General features: G+C 73.5%; 9 protein-coding genes. 2 read left to right on the top strand and 7 right to left on the bottom strand.

Annotated features, from left to right (window positions below; translation table 11 throughout):
• Window positions 1–120 precede the first annotated feature (120 nt).
• Window positions 121–1,215, top strand: a complete 1,095-nt coding sequence (locus HHX30_RS39940; RefSeq protein ID WP_169989144.1) for a hypothetical protein — start codon at window positions 121–123, stop codon at window positions 1,213–1,215.
• A gap of 129 nt (window positions 1,216–1,344) precedes the next feature.
• Here the strand turns inward: HHX30_RS39940 and HHX30_RS39935 are convergent, their stop codons facing one another.
• Window positions 1,345–1,791: a DUF1801 domain-containing protein gene (locus tag HHX30_RS39935; protein WP_169989143.1), complete on the bottom strand. Its 447-nt coding sequence runs from the start codon at window positions 1,789–1,791 to the stop codon at window positions 1,345–1,347.
• Between the two features lie 101 nt (window positions 1,792–1,892).
• Window positions 1,893–4,169, bottom strand: coding sequence for an N-acetylmuramoyl-L-alanine amidase (locus HHX30_RS39930; protein WP_169989142.1), 2,277 nt, complete (start codon window positions 4,167–4,169; stop codon window positions 1,893–1,895).
• Between the two features lie 209 nt (window positions 4,170–4,378).
• Here HHX30_RS39930 and HHX30_RS41100 point away from each other — a divergent pair, with 209 nt between their 5' ends.
• Window positions 4,379–4,903: a hypothetical protein gene (locus HHX30_RS41100; RefSeq protein ID WP_211593464.1), complete on the top strand. Its 525-nt coding sequence runs from the start codon at window positions 4,379–4,381 to the stop codon at window positions 4,901–4,903.
• Here HHX30_RS41100 and HHX30_RS42390 read toward each other — a convergent pair.
• From HHX30_RS42390 to HHX30_RS39905, 5 genes are all read right to left on the bottom strand, one after another.
• Entirely contained in the window at window positions 4,852–5,985 is a 1,134-nt protein-coding gene (locus HHX30_RS42390; protein ID WP_311923051.1) for an IS1634 family transposase, read from the bottom strand. The genes HHX30_RS41100 and HHX30_RS42390 overlap by 52 nt on opposite strands.
• Window positions 5,986–6,070: 85 nt before the next feature.
• On the bottom strand, window positions 6,071–7,378 hold the full coding sequence (locus HHX30_RS39920; protein ID WP_169989141.1) for a trypsin-like serine protease: 1,308 nt from the start codon (window positions 7,376–7,378) through the stop codon (window positions 6,071–6,073).
• Window positions 7,379–7,466: 88 nt separating this feature from the next.
• Window positions 7,467–12,842, bottom strand: coding sequence for a non-ribosomal peptide synthetase/MFS transporter (locus HHX30_RS39915; protein WP_169989140.1), 5,376 nt, complete (start codon window positions 12,840–12,842; stop codon window positions 7,467–7,469).
• Entirely contained in the window at window positions 12,839–17,809 is a 4,971-nt protein-coding gene (locus HHX30_RS39910) for a non-ribosomal peptide synthetase (protein WP_169989139.1), read from the bottom strand. Before HHX30_RS39910 ends, HHX30_RS39915 begins: the two co-directional genes overlap by 4 nt.
• A 221-nt stretch (window positions 17,810–18,030) precedes the next feature.
• On the bottom strand, window positions 18,031–18,877 hold an 847-nt coding region (locus HHX30_RS39905), incomplete at its 5' end, for an arabinofuranosidase catalytic domain-containing protein (protein ID WP_169989138.1).

The following is an 18,877-nucleotide window of genomic DNA, read 5'->3' as shown; positions in this document are numbered from 1 at the left end:
CCGCCGGATCCCGCGGAACTCATGCTGGACCTCAACTGGTCGAGCGAGCAGGGCGGTGACCCGGCGGCACCTCGGGTGCATCAGCAGTCTCACGACTACCGACACAAGGATGGTGCACCAGTGAGCGTTCTGGAGGAGCGTTACCGGCGGTGGCTGCGGCTGTTGCCCGCGTCCTACCGGGCCGAGCGCGAGGAGGAGATGGTCTGGGCCTTCCTCGAAGGCGCCCAGTCCGGGCGGGCGGGCCACGACGACCAGCACCCGCGCTTCCTGGAGATCGCCAGCGTGGCCGCGCTCGCGCTGCGGGTGCGGCTGGGCGGCCCGGGGTCGCCGCCCCGGTCCCACCTGTGGGGTGAGGCGGTCCGCCGGGCCGCCCTGCTCGGCCTCGTCTTCTGGACGGTGATCAGCTGCGTCTACGCCGGGCAGGCCGTGCTCACGTACGGCATCCCCCCGGAGATGCTCCCCGACGGTGTCATGGGGATCGGCGACCCCGGGTCGCCCGAGCGCGTGCGGCTCGTGCTGGCCGAGCTGGCGCCGCTGCTGTGGGCGGTCGCCCTCGGCGCGCTCGTCCGCGGCCGCTCTCGCACGGCCAAGGCGGCGGCCGTGGCGGCCCTGGTCGTGCCGTACGTGCTGATGCCGCCGCTGTTCCTCAACTGGGAGAGCGCGGTGCGCTGGGCCTGCTCGATCCTCCCTGCCGTGGTCACGGTGCTGGCTCTGGTGATCGGGTTCCACCGCGACGCGCCGCCGTCCCGTCTGCCCGCGCGGCGGGCCCTGCCCGTGGTCGCGATCCCGGTCGCCGCGGGCCTCCTGCTCGCCCTGGTCGTCGGCGTGCTCGGGGCGGCGACGCGGGCCGGTACGGTCCCGGCGCCGATCCTCGTGCAGGCCTGGATGTGGGTCGACGTCCCGGGCCTCGCCTCCCTGTCGCTGCTGGCGCTGACGGTGTGGTGCGCGGCCATGGGCAGGACGCTGACGTGGCCCGGGCCGGCTGCGCTGGCGGGCGCGATCCTGGCCGTGCCCGCCGTGCTCGCCCGGGCGGGCACGTTGTCTCCGGGCGGGGCCGACCCCGCTCTCGGCATGACCGGCCTCGCCGGTGGCGTGCAGCTGGCTGTGCTCCTGGCGAGCGGGATCACCCTCGCCGTCGTCGGCGTACGCGCTCTGCGCGCGGCGGACGACACCAGGGCACTGTACGGGCGACCATCGGGCGGGCAACCGCGGTGACACCCCGCCTCCCAGTCGTACGGCGACGCGCCTCCGGGCACCGGACGGGGGAGCGGCTGCTCGGTAGGTGATGGCGGAACGGTGGGTGAGGCGGACCCGGCAGGGCGGACACCCTGCCGGGTCCGCGCCTCATCCCTCGCCGGTTGCCGCCCGGTCGGCCTCCTTGTGCGCCCGCGCCGTGCGGTCGAACAGATCGCATAGCACGCTCTCGTCGACGTCGCCGAGCCGCTTCAGGAAGAGGCAGCCCTTGCCCGCCCTGTACCGACCGAGCCGGGTGAGCACCGCGGCGAAGCGCTCCTCGAACCCGCCGGTCAGGTAGACGACGAGATGCTGCTTGCGCGGGGAGAAGCCGACCAGGGGCGCCTCGCCCGTGTGCCCGCTTTCGTAGCGGTAGCGGTAGCGGCCGAAGCCGACGATACTCGGCCCCCACATCACCGGCGGCTCACCGGTCACCTCGCGGAGTATCCCGCAGAGGCGTTCCGCGTCGGCCCGCCGGCGTTCGTCGGGGACCGCGGCGAGGAAATCGCCGACGCTCACGTCGGCCGGGACCGTCACCGGCTGTTTCGATCTCGTCATGACCTCATGCCTACACATCGCGTGCGACAGAAATCGACAATCCCCGCTGTGGCGGTCCCGGCGCGGACGCCCGGGGCCCGACCCGCGGCCGGGCAGGCGCTCTAACGGCGGGACCAGTCGACCTGCCGGGGCTCGGAGCGCCAGGGGGACGGCGCGGGGCGACCGGGGTGCGTGGGCCGGGCGGGCCGGTTGGGCCCCACGGGTGAGGTGGCCGCCGACGTGGCGACGCCGGATGCGTAGCCGCGGGCCGACGCCGTCACCCGTACCGACAGCCGGGCGCCGCGGTCGCGGCTCTTGACGTGGTAGGTCCGCCCGGTCGCGCCCCTGATCTCGGCGCCGTCGCGCAGCCACTGGTAGCGGATCCGCTTCGGCGACGGCGTCCAGGCGCCGGGGGACGCGGTCAGCGTGCGGCCGGCCTTCGCCACGCCGCGCACGACCGGGAGAGTGGTGTTGACCACCGCGACCGGGCGCGCGTCGTGCAGGTCCACCTCGGCCGCGCGGACGAACACCTGCCGGTGGGCGTACCAGAGCTGGTAGTAGCGGTCCTGTCCCTTGAGGTCGGTGCGGTCGCCCGGCGCCGACCCGTCGAACGTCGTCGCCCGGTAGTAGTCGGTGACCACGTCGTCGTCGCTCACGGCGTACGCCTGCCCGGCCGGGACGGCGTACTCCAGCGGCGAGATCGCCTGTACGGGGATGCCGGTGCCGTCGTACGCCGGCGCCTCGGGATAGGCCCGGCCGTACACGGCGGCGGGGGTGGTCGCCCCCGCCTTCACGGTGACCGTCTTGGCCGACGCCGGGATCACGACGGGCCGGTCGGCGGGATTGCGCAGCCAGGCCAGCGCGCCCGCCCACCACACGCCCAGCCAGTCACCCTGCACCTGCGCGACGACGAGCTTGTGGCCGGAGACGACGCGGGCGCTGATGTCGCTGACGTACGTCGTGCCCGCCTCGCCGGTGGGCTTCCAGCCGGGGTCGGCGGCGAGCGGCGCGGTCTCGGACGGCGACTGGTGGAGCGGGAGGAAGTTGGTGCCGGCCCCGGCGACGCACTCCGGCGAGGGCGGCGACGCGGCGGCGCAGCCGGTCAGCGGCTGCGGGTTGTCGTGGTAGCCGGTCCGCACCTCCACCACGTCGCCCGGCGCGACCCGGGTCGTGGCCGCCCGGCCGCCGCCGATCGGCGCGCCGAGCAGCTCGAAGTAGTGGTCCCAGTCCCAGTACGGCCCCGGGTCCCAGTGCATGCTCTCGGTGGCGCCGAGGATCGTCCCCGGCACCTGGTCGTGGCCGATGACGTGCGCCCGGTCGAGCGGGATGCCGTACTTCGCCGCCAGGTGCTTCACCAGCGCGGCCGAGGTCTGGTACATCGACTCGGTGTACCACCCCGCCCCGCCCGCGAAGCCCTCGTGCTCGATGCCGATGGCGTGCATGTTCACGTACCAGTTGCCGGCGTGCCAGCCCACGTCCTTGGCGTCGAGGTGCTGGGCGACATGGCCGTCGGCGGAGCGGATGGTGTAGTTCCAGGCGAGGTACGTCGGGTCCTGGACGAGCCGCACCGAGGGGTCGTAGTAGCCCTCGGTGTCGTGGATGACGATGTAGTCGAGCTTCGGCCCGCCCGCCCCGGTCCGGTCGGCGACGTCGTGGTTGCCGTAGCGCGTCGTGTTGTCCGGGTCGGCCGGGACGTGCTTGGCGTACGGCGCGGGGATCAGCTCGCAGTCGAGGCCGGACGGGCAGTCGGTGCCCGGCCCGGCCGCCTTGGCCTGCGACGGGAGGGCGACCGACTCGTCGGCGGCGAGCGTCACCGTCTGGCCGTCGGCGGTGACGCGGCTCTCGCCGGCGCGCAGCGTCTGGTAGACCTGCCGGACGAACTCGTGCTTCGCGCCGAACCGCGTGACCGCGTCCCGCCAGGAGCCCAGGTCGTCGCCGCCGTCGTGGTAGGAGGCCAGCAGGGCCGCGCCGCCGCAGATGTTGGCGTTCGGCTCCGCGCGCAGCGCGTCGGCCGGCAGCCCGGTCAGCTCGGCCGCCGCCGCGAGCTGGCTCCGCGTCCCGGCCGCCCTGCCCTTGCCGGCCCCGTCTCCCGTCACCGGCGTGTCGTCGCTCAGGTCGAACACGCCGTAGCCGCCGTCGGAGCTCGGCCTGCCCTGGTGGTCGTCCCAGCGGGACAGCATGTAGGCCACGGCCTTCAGCAGCGGTTCGGGCGCGCCCGTCGCCCGCGCGGCCTCGCCGAAGGCCGCCTGCCGCGTCGGCGCCGACAGCGTCGCGGCGCAGGACACGCGAGGCGCGGCGCCGTCCGCGGCCCGCACCGCCGGTACGGCCGGCAGCAGCAGCGCCGCGGCGGCTCCCGCCACGGCGCCCGTGATGCCGGTGGTGCGCAGTGCGAGTCTCACGTGTGCGACCCCTTCTCGGATGCCTGTGGGGACCAGACCGGGGCAATCACACCGCCGCGCGGAGCCGGGCGCCAGTGAATCGGGCGAATCTCATCGAGATCGTTAACCGGAATCCGACAAAACCCGTCAAGCGGACATCGGCATGCGCATACCATCCGAGCTTCGGTCGGCTAGACCTGTTTTCCGCACATCGGTGATCGTCAGCGGAGTTGCCGGGGATCGATGTCCAGGAGGTCGAGCAAGCGAAGTTGCAGAACGGTCGGTTGGGGGATGATCGGCGGGTCCTGGCCGTTTCCGGGAACGATCTTCATGCTGGCCAGAGCGTCGAGGATGAGCTTGCCGGTGGGGATGGCCGCTCGTCCGGCGTACAAGCCCTCGACTGTGGTCCGGTCCTGTTCGGCCAATGCCTGCCTGACCTGGCGTTCGATCAGACAGAAGATGAGCAGGGCCAGGCAGATGACGGTGACCAGGGCGGCGATGCGCCGGTTGTTCTTCAGGTAGAGGGCCGCGACGGCCAGAGGGCCTTTGAAGGCGGAGTAGCGGCGTTCGACCGCTTCCTGTCCTTTGTAGAGGGTCAGGACGGCGGCGGCGTCGGCCTGCTCGGGGGGCAGGTTGGTGAGCAGGGCGTACCAGCCGTCGATGGCGGTTTCGGCGTCGATCGCCTCGGCGTCGAAGCTCCAGGTCAGGGTGGGTTTGCCGGTGCTGGGTCCATGCCGGTCACGGTTCGCAGGTAGGCGCTGACCCTGCGGGTCTTGGCGATGACCGCGATCCGGGCCTCGACCGCGGCGGGGGTGGGATAGTGCCGGGAGCCCAGGCCGCGTTCCAGCCGTTGCAGGTCCTCAGTGGCCTTGCCGAGCTTCAAGGTTCGGGCGGTGGCCGCGGCGCCGGCGCGAGCCGAGGAGTGCACCAGCACCCGCCGCAGCCGCAGTACCGGGTCGCCTTTGCGTGGCCCGGCCAGCGTCATGGCGTCCTCCCGGACATGCCAGGTGCCGCGCCGGTCGGCGGGTTTGGCTCGGTCACGCTGGGCGATGTGGCCGACCCTGATCGCGCCGTCCAAGGACAGGCCGGCAAGCTCGCTCACCGGCACGTAGGTTTTGGACGCCGGGGCGATGAAGTCCACGCCATCGCCGTCCATGGCGGCCAGGTTGCCGTAGGAGATCAGTTTGGAGTCCCCGATGATCAGCATGCGGCGCCGGCCGGCCAGTTCCTGCAAGGCTCTCATCACGGGGACGACCTGGCCGACCTCGCCGGCTCCGCCGTCGAAGGCCCGGTGGAAGAGGGGGATCCCGCCGTCTGCGCTGACCGCGATCCCGGTCTGGATCTGCTTCAGGTCGGGGCGGCGGTCTTTGGGGTGGCCGAACTTCACGGCCGGGAATCCTTCCTGGTTGCCGGGGTAAGCGCCGTGCATCGAGATCGAGGTCATGTCCCAGTGCAGCCGGGTCACCTCGATGCCGAATTCCCCGATCGCGGCCAGGCCGACCGATCCGGCGATCCGGTCCAGGTGCGGGGCGATGGCGTCCAGCGCCCGCCCGATCCGGTCGTCGTTGAGCAGGTCCGGCTCCACTCCGAGCGTTTCGGCCACGGCCCAGTCCCGTGCCCAGTCCCGCACGTGCACCAGCGGGGCCGGAGAGGTCAGCCGGTTGGCCACCAGCGTCTCGATCACCTGCCCGTGCGTGAGACCGGCCAGGTCACGCACCGGGCAGGCGTCATCGACGATGTCACGGATCTTCAACCGGGAGCAGAACCCGGCCACCACCGGCAACGCCCCCAGCAGCTTTTCAACCGACGGGACACCGAACTGCGCGGGTTGTCTCACACGCCAGCAGGCTGCCGATTGGCGAGCCCATGACCAACCCGACACACCGAAGAATCCCAAAGATCCTCATGTGCGGAAAACGGGGCTAGAGGGGGTCCTTGGCGAAACCGAGGTAGGGCTCGAGCCCGGGGAAGTCCCGGGTGGCCGTGCCGAAGTCCTGGAAGAGGGTCCACTCGTTCTTGCTGCCGAAGATCGAGGTCGTCCTGATGGTGCCCGTGTGGGAACCCATCGCCCGCACCATGCTGGAGTCGCCGGTCAACTCGAAGACGGGCCCACCGCTGTCGCCGCCGACCGTGCTGCCGAGCGGCCGCTTGGCGGAGATCAGGTCGTCGTGGCACTCGTTGTTCCCGTAGACGTCCTCGCCGCAGATCTCGGTGTACTTACCGTCCACCACGTGCCCGCACGTCGCTCCGCTGGTCGCGCCGGAGACGCACAACGACTGTCCCTTGTAGGTCCACCCCCATCCGGCCACCGGCTTGACGAAGTCGTTCACGCCGGGCTTTCCGTCCCAGATCCAGCCCGTGGCGTCGTTCACCGAGACGACGCCCGTCACCCTGATGAGCAGCAGGTCGTGTCCCACGTGCTCGGCCTCGGCGGTGCCGATGGTCTGGCCCGCGGCGTCGGTGAACCGGTCGCCCGGCGCGCCGCAGTGGCCGGCGGTCAGCAGGTAGCGGACCAGGTTGATGTGCACGGCGAAGGCGGCGGTGCAGTGGTAGCCGGGGCCGCTGGTCCCCCCACAGGGGCCACCGGTGCCGATTGTCGCGTTGCGGATCGCCGCCCCGCCGTACCAGGGGGCGTCGTCGTCACAGCGAGTCTTGTTGAGCGTCATGGGCTCCTGCGCGACCATCTCGACCGGAACCCCCACCTTCGGCAGCTCCTGCCGGGCGACGGCGGCGTCCTGCTCCCTGACCGCCGCGGTGAGCCCACTACCGTCGAGGGCCAGCTTGACGGCGTGCACGCGGCCACCGTGGTCGGCACCGGATGCGGCCCAGAGCCGGTCCGCGGCCTCCGACAGCTCGCTCTGCGAATACTCGGCTGGGCGCATCTCCACCGTGACGGCCTTCCCGGCCCGGCCCATCGCGGCCCGGACCCGCCCGGGCACCTTGTCCTTCCACCAGACGACCACCCGGTCACCGGCCAGCTCGATCCCCGCGTACCCGGCGGACGGGCCGCTCTCCACCGCCTTCCTGATCTCGTCGGCCGCCGCGACCAGGGGTGCCTGCCGCCGGAAAACGTCCTGTTGCTCGGGCGTCAGGTACGCCGGCGCCCGGTTTCCCGGCGCCGGCGCCGCCTGCCCCGCCGGTACGGCGGGTGTCGCGATGGCGGGCGTGGCGACGGCGGTCACGGCCGCCGCCGCCAGGACGGCGCCCGTGACCTTCGACTTCAACGACATGCTGTTGGTCCCCCTCGGATGCTGGAGCCTTCGGTGTTCACCGACTTCCAGCGGCCGAAGGTAGGCAGGCGGACTTGTGATCGACTTGTCAGTGATTAGGACCGGAGGCCGCGGCCACGTGCGCGGTGTCCTCCCGCAGCGTGGCGTCCGCCTCGGCCTGGACGGCGTCCAGGTCATCGGCGATCTCGGCGCCCGCGACAGCGTCGGGCAGCGCGTCCTCCATGAGCCGCAGCGGCCGGAACCACAGCCCCAGCGCGCCCCAGAGCACCAGCAGCGCACCGCAGACGGCCAGCAGCAGCGCGACGCCGCGCCCCGGCCCCACCCCGACGACGTCGCCGACGACCGTGTCCGCGAGCGCGCCGCCGGGGACGAGCAGCGGGCCGAAGACGTCGTCGGCCAGCACCGGCGCCGTGAGGAACGCCAGCGGCGTCATGGACACGGCGAGCATCTGGTTGGTGGCCAGCACCCGCCCCTGCAGCTCCAGCCCGACCTTGAGCTGGATGATGGCGAGCCAGTGCGCGTTCAGCACGCTGAGGAACGCCCACGACATCAGCCCGCCGAAGGCGGCCAGCGGGAGCGAGGGCCGCAGGCCGACGAGCAGCACCCCGGCCCCGAACCCGATCACGAAGCCGACCATGCCGACCGCGCGCCGCTCGGTGCCGCCCCAGAACACCATGGCCAGGGAGCCGAGCACCGCGCCCAGGCCCTGCATGGCGGTCACCGCGCCCACGCCCGCGACGTCGCCGAACGACAGCACTGCGGGCACGGTCACGGCCTGGGCCAGCATGCCGAGGTAGTTCTCCACGACGAAGAACCCGATCATGATCATGAGCGGGCGCCGCCGTACGAGGAAGCGCCACCCGCCGGCGATGGCCTGCCAGAAGGACTCCTCCAGGCGGCGGAACAGCCTGTCGGGGAAGCGCACCAGCAGCAGCGTGCCGAGTCCGGCGAGGAACGTGACGACGTCCACCGCCACCACGCCGTGCAGCCCGACGGTCGTGACGAGAGCGGCGCCGCCCAGCGGGCCGGCGAGCATGCCGAGGCCGGTGCCGAGGTTGGCCAGCGCGTTCGCCTGCATGAGGTACGGCTTGGGCACGAGTTGCGCGACGGCCGCCAGATAGGCGGGCCGGTGGAAGGCCGTCACCAGGGACAGCACCCCCGCGATGGCCCCGACCTGCCAGACCTCCAGCCGTCCCAGCCAGAGCAGGATCACCAGGGCCGCGGTGGCCACGGCGGAGACGCCGTCGCAGACCAGCATGACCAGCCGCCGGTCCACCCGGTCGGCGACCGCGCCGCCCAGCGGCGCCGCGAGCAGCGACGGCAGCAGGGCGAGCATGGTGACGAGGGCGTAGTCGAGCACCCGGCCGTTCTCCTGGTAGGCCCACACGCCCAGGGCGAAGGAGGTCAGCGCGGCGCCGAGCAGCGACAGGGTCTGCCCGGCCGCGACCGTGTAGAAGCGGCGCAGGTCCCGCCGGGCGCTCTGCCCGGCCACCTCGACCCGCCCCACCGGATCGGGCAGGTCGCCGCAGGCCCAGCGGTCGAGCCGTTCGTCGATCAGCCGCGCCAGGGTCTCGGCCTGGTGCTTCAGGAAGTAGTGCCCGGCCCGGGGGATCGTGGCGAGCTCGACCCGTTCGGCGAACGCCCCCCACTCGCGGTAGCGCTCCCGGTAGAGCTCGGTCGACCGGTCACGCTCGCCGATCACGCACAGCAGCGGCGCCGCGAGCCTGCGCTCCGCATGCTCCGGGGAGTCCTCGGGGGAGTCCCCGAGGGAGTCGAGGTGGCGGCTGAACCACGTCTGCGCCTCCTCGACGTCGTGCCGCAGGGCGCGCAGCATGATCCCGGTGTCGCCGAAGTCGTCGTCCACGGCGCCGAGCGTGCGCAGGAAGTCGCGCTGAGCGCGGTCGGAGGACCAGCGGTGGGCGGGGAACCTCCGGTTCCACCAGGCCGACAGCCGTCCGGGCAGCCGGGCGTCGGGGAAGCTGCCGCCGACGACGACACCGGCGAGCGGGGTTCCCGCGGCCTCCAGCCGCAACGCCAGCTCCATCGTCGCGGCCGACCCGACGCAGTGCCCGTACAGGGCGATCGGGCCGCGCACCCCGGCCAGTTCGGCCGTGAGGCGGCTGGCCAGCTCCGGGAGCGGCAGCGGGTCCTCCTCGGGCCGCGCCGAGTCGTGCCCGGGCAGCTCGACGGCGACCACCGCCGTGCCGGGCGAGAGGCGGGCCAGCTCGGCGGCGAGCGGCCGGAAGGCGGCGGCCGAACCGCCCCCGTACGGCAGGCAGACGAGGGTGCGGCTCGCCGTACGCGGCCCCGCGAGGTGGTGCAGAAGCCCGGCGGGGGTCTGCGCACCTCCGTCGAGGTGGGCGGCGAGCTCACGCACCGTGGGCCGGGTGAACAGGTCGATCACCCGCAGCGCCGGGTCGATCTCCCGGACGGCGCGGACCGCGCGGAAGGAGTCGCCGCCCAGCGCGAAGAAGTCGTCGTCGACGCCGAAGTCCGCCACGCCGAGGACGTCCGACCACACTGAGGCGATCCGCAGCTCTGCCGGTGTGCTCGGCGCCACGCGTTCCCCGGCGGGCGCCGCCTCGGGCACCGGCAGGCGGGCCCGGTCGATCTTGCCGAGTGGGGTGAGCGGCAGCTCGTCGAGGACGACGATCGCGGACGGGACCATGTAGTCGGGCAGCCGCTCACGCAGCCCGGCCCGCACCGCGGCGAGGTCCACGGTGGCGGGCGCGACCCAGGCGGCCAGCCGCCGCGCGTGTCCCTCGCCGACCGGCAGCACGGTAGCCTCCCGGACGCCGGGCTGCTCCTGGAGGGCGGCCTTCACCTCCCCCAGCTCCACCCGGAAGCCCCTGATCTTGACCTGGTCGTCGACCCGGCCGAGGAACTCCACGAGCCCCTGGGCGTTGAGCCGGACCCGGTCGCCGGTGCGGTAACAGCGGCGCGTTCCGGTCACCGGATCGAAGACGAATCTCTGGGCGGTGAGGTCGGGGCGGTTCAGGTAACCGCGGGCGACGCTGGGGCTCGCCACCCACAGCTCGCCCGGCACCCCGGCGGGCAGCGGGCGGCCGGCGGGGTCGACGATGTAGCAGTCCACACCGGGGAACGGGCGGCCGAGCGGCACCGATCCCACCCCCGTGGGCCTACCGGGCGCCCGGCCGCCGAGCACCGAGACCGTCGTCTCCGTCGGGCCGCAGTGGATCTGCAGCTCCAGGTCGGGCCGGGCCGCGCGGATGCGCTCGGCCAGTTCCCACGACGTGGCCTCCCCGGCGAGGATCAGCAGCCGGCGCGGCAGCATCCTGCCCAGGTCGCCGTGGGCGGCCAGCAGCTCCAGGTGACTCGGCACCATCTTGATCACGTCGACGGGACGCGTGGCGAGATACGCGGCGTACGCCTCGGGGTCGGTGGCGGTCTCCTGGTCCACGAGGTGGACCGCGGCGCCCCGGAACAGCGCGCCGTACAGGCAGGTCAGCCCCAGGTCGGCGGCGGTGGTGGAGACCACGCCGTACGACTCGTACACGTCGGGCACCAGCTCGGCCAGGCCGTGCAGGTAGTGCAGGGCCGACCGGTGCTCGATCCCGGCGCCCTTGGGCCGCCCGGTGGAGCCGGACGTGAAGATCACATGGACCAGCTGGTTCGGAGCGACCTCGACGTCCGGCGGACCCTCGGGCCCGGCGGCCAGCAGCTCGGGCAGGACCAGCGTGCCGGGGAGCCGGCCCGCGTGCTCGGGATCGGCGAGCACGACCCGCGCGCCGGCCGTCTCCAGCATGTGGCCGAGACGGTCGTCGGGATAGAGGGGGTCCATCGGCAGGTACGCCCCGCCCGCGCGCAGCACGCCGAGGAGCGCGGGAACCAGCCCGCGGTGCCGGCCGACGAGGACACCGACCGGCTCGTCCGGCCGCACTCCTGCCGCGATCAGATGGTGGGCGAGGCGGTTGGCCAGCCGGTCCACCTCGCCGTACGTGAGCGAGCCGGAGGCGTCGGCCACCGCCGTCGCCTCGGGCGTGCGCCGCGCGTGGTCGCCGACGAACGCGTGCAGCGGCCGGGTCAGGTCCATCGGCATCCGCGTGCCGGAGACCACGGGCCCGGTCACCGGCTCCAGCGGCACGGCCGCCGCGGGCGCGTCGAGGTCGGCGAGCATGCCCTCCAGCAGGGCCGGGTACCAGCCGGCGACGCGCCGGGTGGTCGCCTCGTCGAACAGGTCGACGCGGTAGGCGAGCTCGCCCTCGTACGTCTCGCCCATGTTGTCCAGGGCGAGGTTGAGGTCGTACTTGGTCGTGAGCAGGGGGAACTGCACCTGCTCGGCGGTCAGGCCGGGGAAGTCCGGCGTCTGGGCGCCGTCCTCCAGCACGTTGAGCAGCACCTGGAAGACCGGCGTGGTGGCGAGGTTGCGCTCGGGGTGCAGGTGCTCCACGATCCGGTCGAAGGGCACGTCGCGGTGGGTGAGCGCGTCGAGCACGCCGGCCTTCGTCCGGGCCAGGAGTTCGCGGCCGGTCGGCTCGCCGGACCTGTCCCCCCGCAGGACGAGCGTGTTGACGAAGCAGCCGAGCATGTCCGCGGTGCCGGGGTGGAGCCGTCCCGCCTCGGGCACGCCGACCGGCACGTCGTCGGTGCCGCAGACCCGGCCGAGCAGCTCCTGCCAGGCGGCCAGCAGCACCATGAACGGCGTGCAGCCGGTCTCGGCCGCGGCCTCGCGTACCCGGGCGGTCAGCGCCGGCGCGAGCCGCACCGGGACGGTGGCGCCCGTCCAGTCGGCGACCGAGGGCCGCGGCCGGTCCACCGGCAGGTCCAGGACCGGCTCGAGCCCGGCCAGCCGCCCGGTCCACCAGGACAGGTCGCCCTCCGGCTGCCCGGCGAGCCAGGCCGCGTAGTCGGCGTACTGCACCCGCGGCGGCGCGGGCGGGCCGGTGAGCCCGAGCCGTGCCGCGTACAGGGCGGCGAGCTCGGCCAGCGCGAGGTTCCGCGACCAGGCGTCGAAGGCGATGTGGTGCACGGTCAGCGCCAGCACGTGCTCGCGGGCGCCGAGCCGGAGCAGCAGGGCGCGGGCGGGCGGCTGCGTGTCCAGCGCGAACGGGCGGGCGAGCTCCTCCTGCAGCCGCGCGCCGAGCAGGGCGTCGTCGTCGAGGTCCTCCACCGTGATCGGGACCTGTCCGGTGTCGACGGGGATCGCGCCGTCGTCGGTGAACAGGCTGCGCAGCACCTCGTGCCGGTCGGCCAGATCCCGTACGGCGCCCAGCAGCGCCGCGACGTCCAGCGGCCCGCGCAGCCGTACGACGGTCGGCACGTTGTAGGCGGCCACGTCGTCGAGTTGCGCGAGGAACCACAGCCGGGCCTGCGCGGGCGACAGGGGAGCGGGGCCGCCGTCCCTGTCCCTGACGGGGATCGCCGGGACGGCACGCGCGTGGGCGCGGCGGGCCGCCGCCAGCCGGCCGGCGAGAGCGCTCCTGCGCTCGTCGCTGATGGTCACGGCGTCTCCTCCAGGTCGGCCAGCAGCAGGGCCTCCAGCCCAGCGGCGTAGTCGGCCAGGGTCCGCCGCTCGAACAGCATGCGCACCGGCACGGTCAGGTCCAGGGCGTCGCTCAGCCGGGCCGCCACGAGGGCGGCGGTGGCGGAGTGGCCGCCGAGGGCGAAGAAGTCGTCGTGCGCGCCCGGCTCGGGGCCGTCCAGCACGGCGCTCCACACCTCCGACACCAGCAGCTCGGCCTCGGTGCTCGGCGGCACCCGCGGCGCCCGGTCGCCGGGTTCCGGCAGCGCCGTGCGGTCCACCTTGCCGGAGGCGGTGAGGGGCAGGGCGTCCAGGAGCACCCAGCGGCGGGGAACCATGTAGTCGGGCAGCCGCGCGCTCAGCCGCCGCTCCAGCTCGCGCGTGTCGGTCCCCGGCGGCGCGGCGAGGTAGCCCACGAGGTGGTCGCCGTCGCGCACGGCGACGGCCGCGTCGGCGACGCTCTCGCGGAGCGCGGACTCGATTTCACCGAGTTCGATCCGGTGGCCGCGGACCTTCACCTGCCCGTCGCGCCGCCCGAGGAAGTCGAGCGTGCCGTCGGGCCGCCAGCGGGCCAGGTCGCCGGTGCGGTAGCGGCGCCCGCCCGGTGGGTCTTCCGGGTCGTCGGTGAAGGCGGCCGCGGTCAGCTCCGGCCGGCCGCGATAGCCGCCGGCCACGCCGGCGCCGCCGACCCACAGCTCGCCGGTCACCCCGGCGGGCAGCATGCGCCCCGCCCGGTCGAGCACGTACGCCCGTTCCCCGGCCAGCGGCCGGCCGATGGAAACCCGGTCGCCGACCGGCGCGGTCACCCGGACCATGGTGGAGTAGATCGTGGTCTCGGTGGGCCCGTAGGCGTTCCACAGATCGACCCCGCGGTCCAGCAGCTCGGCGGCGAGGGCCGGGTCGAGCACCTCGCCGATGCTGATCACCCGCACGTCCCCGCCGCGCTCCGGGGGGTCGTCCCGCCAGCCGGAGGCGACGAGCATGCGCAGCGTGGTCGGCGTCGCGGTCATCAGCGTGACCCCCGACTCCTCGACGCGCCGCGCCACGGCCCGCCCGTCGAGCGCCTCGTCGCGGCCGAGCAGCTCCAGCCGCAGCCCCCGGCACAGGCTCACCCACACGTCGAAGCCGAACACGTCGAACGAGAACGGCGTGAGGCCGAGCATCACGTCGTCCGGCCCGACCCCCGGTGTGACCGTCATCGAGGCGACGAACGCCGCGAGGTTGGCATGGGTGATCTCCACGCCCTTCGGCCTGCCGGTGGAGCCCGAGGTGTAGAGGACGTAGGCGAGATCGCCGGGGTCCACCTCGACGCCGTCCGGCACCACCTCCGACGGGGACAGCTGAGCCAGGTCGACGACGACGCCGCCCAGATCGCGGGCCACCGCCAGCCCCTCGCCCGCCGCGACGATCACCTTCGCGCCGCAGTCGTCCACCTGGTCGCGGAGCCGCCGGAGCGGGTGGCCGGGATCGAGCGGGACGTAGGCGGCGCCGGCGAGCAGCACGCCCAGCAGCGCGGCGGGCAGACGACGGTCGCGCGGCAGGCAGACCCCCACGCAGGAGCCGGCGGACTCCGGCCCCAGGGCCGCGGCCACCCGTCGTGCCCAGCCGGCCAGTTCGCCGTAGGTGAGGACGCCCTCCCCGTCGGCGACCGCCGGGGCGTGCGGGCGTCGCACCGCCTGCCCGAGCACCGCCTCCACGACGGTCCGCGGCGCGTCCGCGGGCAGCGGCGCACCGGTTCCCGCCTCCAGCAGCGCCGCCCGTTCCTCCGCGCCGATGACCTCGAACGCCGACAGCGGCCGGTCCGGGTGCGCCAGGGCGTCGTCCAGCAGGCCGGCCAGGCGGCCGGTCAGGGTCTCGGCCGCGGCCCGGTCCAGGTGCTCCAGGTCGTACTCCACCTGCAGCTCGGGTCCGGCCGCCGTGGCGTTGACGTAGACGATCAGCGGGACCTGCACGCTGCCCGCGTCCAGCTCGCCGATCAGGTCCACGCCGACGCCCTCGAGATCAAGCGAGAGGGGCACCTCGGGCGGCTGCATCGAGAGCGTGACGGGGGTCGGCACCCAGCCGGGCGGGCGCTCGACGCCCGCCGCCTCGGTCAGCTCCTGCTCGGTCAGCCCCCTGTGGTCCATGGCACGGGCGGTCGCCGCCCCCGCCTGCCGTACGGCCGCGCGCAGCGACAGCTCGTCATCCAGGCGCAGCCGCACCGGGAGCACGTCGACGAGCACGCCGACCACGCCTTCCAGGCCCGGGGCGGCGCGGTCGGCGACGGCGGCGCCGAGGACCACGTCCCGCCGGTCGGTCAGCCCCGCCACCAGCATGCCGAGCACGGTCAGGTAGACCGCGAACGGCGTGGCGCCGCAGCCGGCCGCGAGCTCGCCGACCCGCGCGACCGTCGCCGGGTCCAGGCGGCGCACCAGACGCTCACCGCGCAGGCGGCTCGGCCGGTCGTCCCGGCGGGGCAGCAGCTCGTAAGGCGGGACCGCCCCGGCGAGCTCCCGGGCCCAGAAGGCCCGCAACGCCTCGGTGTCCCGGGTGCTCTCCTGCTCGCGCACCGCGACGTCGCCGATCTGTAGCGGCGGCTCCGGCAGGAGGACCTCGCCGCCGCCCGCGAGCCCGTCGAGGAGCTCCCGCATGACGATCCCCAGCGACGCGCCGTCGAACACGGTGTGGTCGGTGAGCAGCACCAGCTCCGCGCTGTCCGGCCCGGACCACAGCAGGGTGGCCCGCAGCAGCGGCGAGTCGCCGGAGGACAGGTCGAAATCGTGGGCGACCGCGGCCCGCCGCAGCTCGTCGGCCTCCTGCGGACCGGCCGGCCGATGCTCCTCGAGTGGCACCGGCGACGGGGGCCCGACCTCGACGGCGACGCCGTCCACGACGACGGAGCGGAGGGCCTCGTGCCGCCGGACGATGGCGTCCAAGGCGGCCCGCAGCGGCTCCGCCGAGGTGAGGCCGCGCAGCCCCAGCCGGAAGGCGATCGCGGTGGCGTGCGGATTCTGGCTCACCTCGCGCAGCAGCAGCTTGCCGCGCTGCCCGGCGGACAGCGGATAGCGGGTCCGGCCGGTGTGGCGGACCAGCGGCGGCACGGCGCCTGTCACGGCGCTCGGCGCGGCGGACGCCGCGGCCTCGCCGACGTACTCGGCCAGCTCGGCGACCGTGGGCCGGGCCAGGAAGGTCGTCAGCGCGACGTGGACGCCCAGCGCCTGCTCGATCCCGGCGCAGATCCTCGCGGCGGCCAGAGAGTGCCCGCCCAGGTCGAGGAAGTGGTCGTGGACGCCGACCCGCTCGACGCCGAGCGTCTCGGCGGTGATGGCGGCGATCCGCCGCTCGGTGTCGTCGCGCGGCGCGACGTGACCCCGCGTCTCGGTGTCGCCCCGCTGCCACTCTGTATCGTTCCGCTGCCGCTCGGTGCTGCCCCGCTGCCGCTCGGTGCTGCCCCGCTGCCACTCGGTGTCCTTGCGCTGCCGCTCGGTGTCGTCGCGCGGCGCGGAGAAGGAGACCCCGGGCAGGCGGGAGCGGTCCACTTTGCCCGTGGGACCGATCGGGACGGCGTCGAGGAAGACGATCCTGGCGGGGATCATGTAGTCGGGCAGCCACTCGCGCAGCCAGGCCCGCAGCCGGCCCTCGTCCAGGCCGGGCCCGGCCGGCTCGACGTAGGCGACGAGCCTGCGGGTGCCCTCCTCGTCGGCCGGGGCGAGCACGACGGCCTGGCCGACCAGCGGGTGGCGTTCCAGCCTGCCCCGCACCTCGCCGAGCTCGACGCGGAAGCCCGCGACTTTCACCTGGTCGTCGATCCGCCCCTCGTAGTGGTAGACGCCGCCCTCCCGGCGGACCAGATCACCGGTGCGGTAGTGACGCACGCCCCCGGCGTCGGTCACGAACCGCTCCGCGGTCAGCTCGGGCCGGTTCAGGTAACCCCGCCCAACCAGCGGCCCGGCCACCCACAGCTCGCCGAGCTCCCCGTCGCCCAGCGCCTCGCCGGCGGCGCCCCGCACCGACAGCCGCGACCAGGCGTACGGCGTGCCGATCGGCGGCTCGCCCGGCTCGTCCCTGGCGATCTCGTGCGCGCAGCAGTGCACGGTGCACTCGGTCGGGCCGTACAGGTTCACCATGCGCCGCACGCCGGGGTTGGCGAAGACGCGGTCGGCCAGGGCCCGGCTCACCGGCTCACCGCTGGACAGCACCGTACGCACGTTCGGCGGCAACGGCTCCCGCAGCAGCGCGGTCAGCGCGGAGGCCGCGGCGCTGATCATCGTGACCTCGTCCCTGGCGGGCAGGGTGTGCAGCGCGAGGGGATTGTCCGCCATGATCACCGTGCCGCCCAGCAGCAGCGGGAGGTAGAGCTGCGGGACGGACGGATCGAAGCAGACCGACGTCGAGGCGAGGAATCCGGCCAGTTCCTCCGCGGTGAAGTAGCCGGCGTCCCAGCGCAGCAGCGTCATCACGTTGCGGTGCTCGATCGCGACGCCCTTGGGGCGGCCGGTCGATCCGGAGGTGTAGATGACGTAGGCCAGATCGGCCGGGTCGTTCGGCAGGTCCGGATCCGAGCCGGGGCGGTCGCCGGCGTCGCCGAGCAGGACGAGTTCGCGTCGTGGCAGACGCGCGGCGAGCTCGGCGGAGGTGACCGTGTGCGAGACCCCGGCGTCCTCGATCATGAACTCCAGCCGCTCGGGCGGGTAGGCCGGGTCCAGCGGCACGTAGGCGGCGCCCGTCTTCCACACGCCCAGCAGCGCCGCGATCAGGTTCTCGTCGCGGTGCAGGCACACGCCGACCGCCGAGCCTCGCCGCACTCCGCGGGAGATCAGCTCGTGGGCGATGCGGTTGGCCTGGGCGTTGAGAGCGGCGTAGGTCGTGCGGGTCGTGCCGGAGACGACCGCCGTGCGGAGCGGGGTTTGGCGCGCCTGCCGTTCGAAGGCCTTGTGGGCCGGTTCGAACGATGCGAGGGTGTCGGCCACCTGCGATCTCCTAGGTTGTAAGGAAAGGTGGTGGATACATCGCACGCATCGTCACAAATGGCGTGTGGAACGAGTTAGACCGAAGATCATTCTGTTATCTCAGTGATGTCGGAACGAGTTCTACATGTAACCATCCGAAATCCTGACAACATCGGTAACTCCCCGTGAAGACGGGAAGCCGCCCCCGGCGGACCGGGGACGGCTTCGGTGGTCGCGGGAATCTACCCCCAGGGCTGGGAGACGACCCAGCTCACGTCGGCGTTCCACGCGGTGGCGTTGTCGAAGGTGTTCGAGCCGCCGTTGCTCGCGATGTAGACGATGTTGTTGTAGTGGCGGAGGAACCGGGTCGGGAAGTTGTAGGAGGCGAAGGACGTTCCCTGGCCGCTCTTACCGGCCTGCGGGCAGAAGGTGGCGTCCGCCGCGAACAGCGCGCTGCCGTCGTCGCGCTGCCGGTAGAGCTGGTAGTTCTGGTGGCGCAGATAGTCGCCGGGGTAGTTCCTCGACTCGAACGACACGCACGACCCGCTGGCCAGGCCGCTGCGCACGATCCAGGTGGCGTCGCTCTTGTCGAGGGACGAGCTGGACGAAGTGATCACCGACGTGAGGACCTGGTCGTTCTGGTGCCGGATATAGCGGTCGGTGTAGCCGGACGTCGTCGCGCGCAGCGAGATCGCCGAGCCGGGGGTGAGCGTGCCGTTCTGGGTGCCGCCGGTGGACGTGGAGTATCCGGCGGCCACGATGTTGGCCTGCACGGCGTTCTCGGTGGCGTCGGACGGGTAGCCCGAGGTCATGACGCCCTCGTAGAACGTGCCCCTCGCGCCGACGCTGTTGTCGCCGCCGATGCCGAGGATGATGGCGCCTTCCTTCTTCATCGGGTTGTAGCCCGGGACGTTGGGCCGCACGCCGTTGTAGAAGGTGCCCAGGCCGCCGGATTGGGCGTTGCCGCCGCGGATGGCCCAGTGGTTGGGCTCGCCCTTGACGATCGCGGTCAGGAAGCGGTGGCTGATGGACGGGTTGCCCGCGTTGTACTTCTGGTTGACGCCGGAGAACAGGCCGTTCTCGAGGTCG

Origin of the sequence: Microbispora sp. H10836 (genome assembly GCF_012999525.1) — a bacterium.
Lineage (GTDB): Bacteria > Actinomycetota > Actinomycetes > Streptosporangiales > Streptosporangiaceae > Microbispora.
Note: the sequence above shows the minus strand (reverse complement) of the source record. Positions and strands in the feature narration are given on the sequence as shown.

Coding starts and splice junctions, on each gene's coding strand:
- HHX30_RS39935 (WP_169989143.1), bottom strand. CDS start 1,791: ATGACGAGATCGAAACAGCCGGTGACGGTCCCGGCCGACGTGAGCGTC.
- HHX30_RS39920 (WP_169989141.1), bottom strand. CDS start 7,378: ATGTCGTTGAAGTCGAAGGTCACGGGCGCCGTCCTGGCGGCGGCGGCC.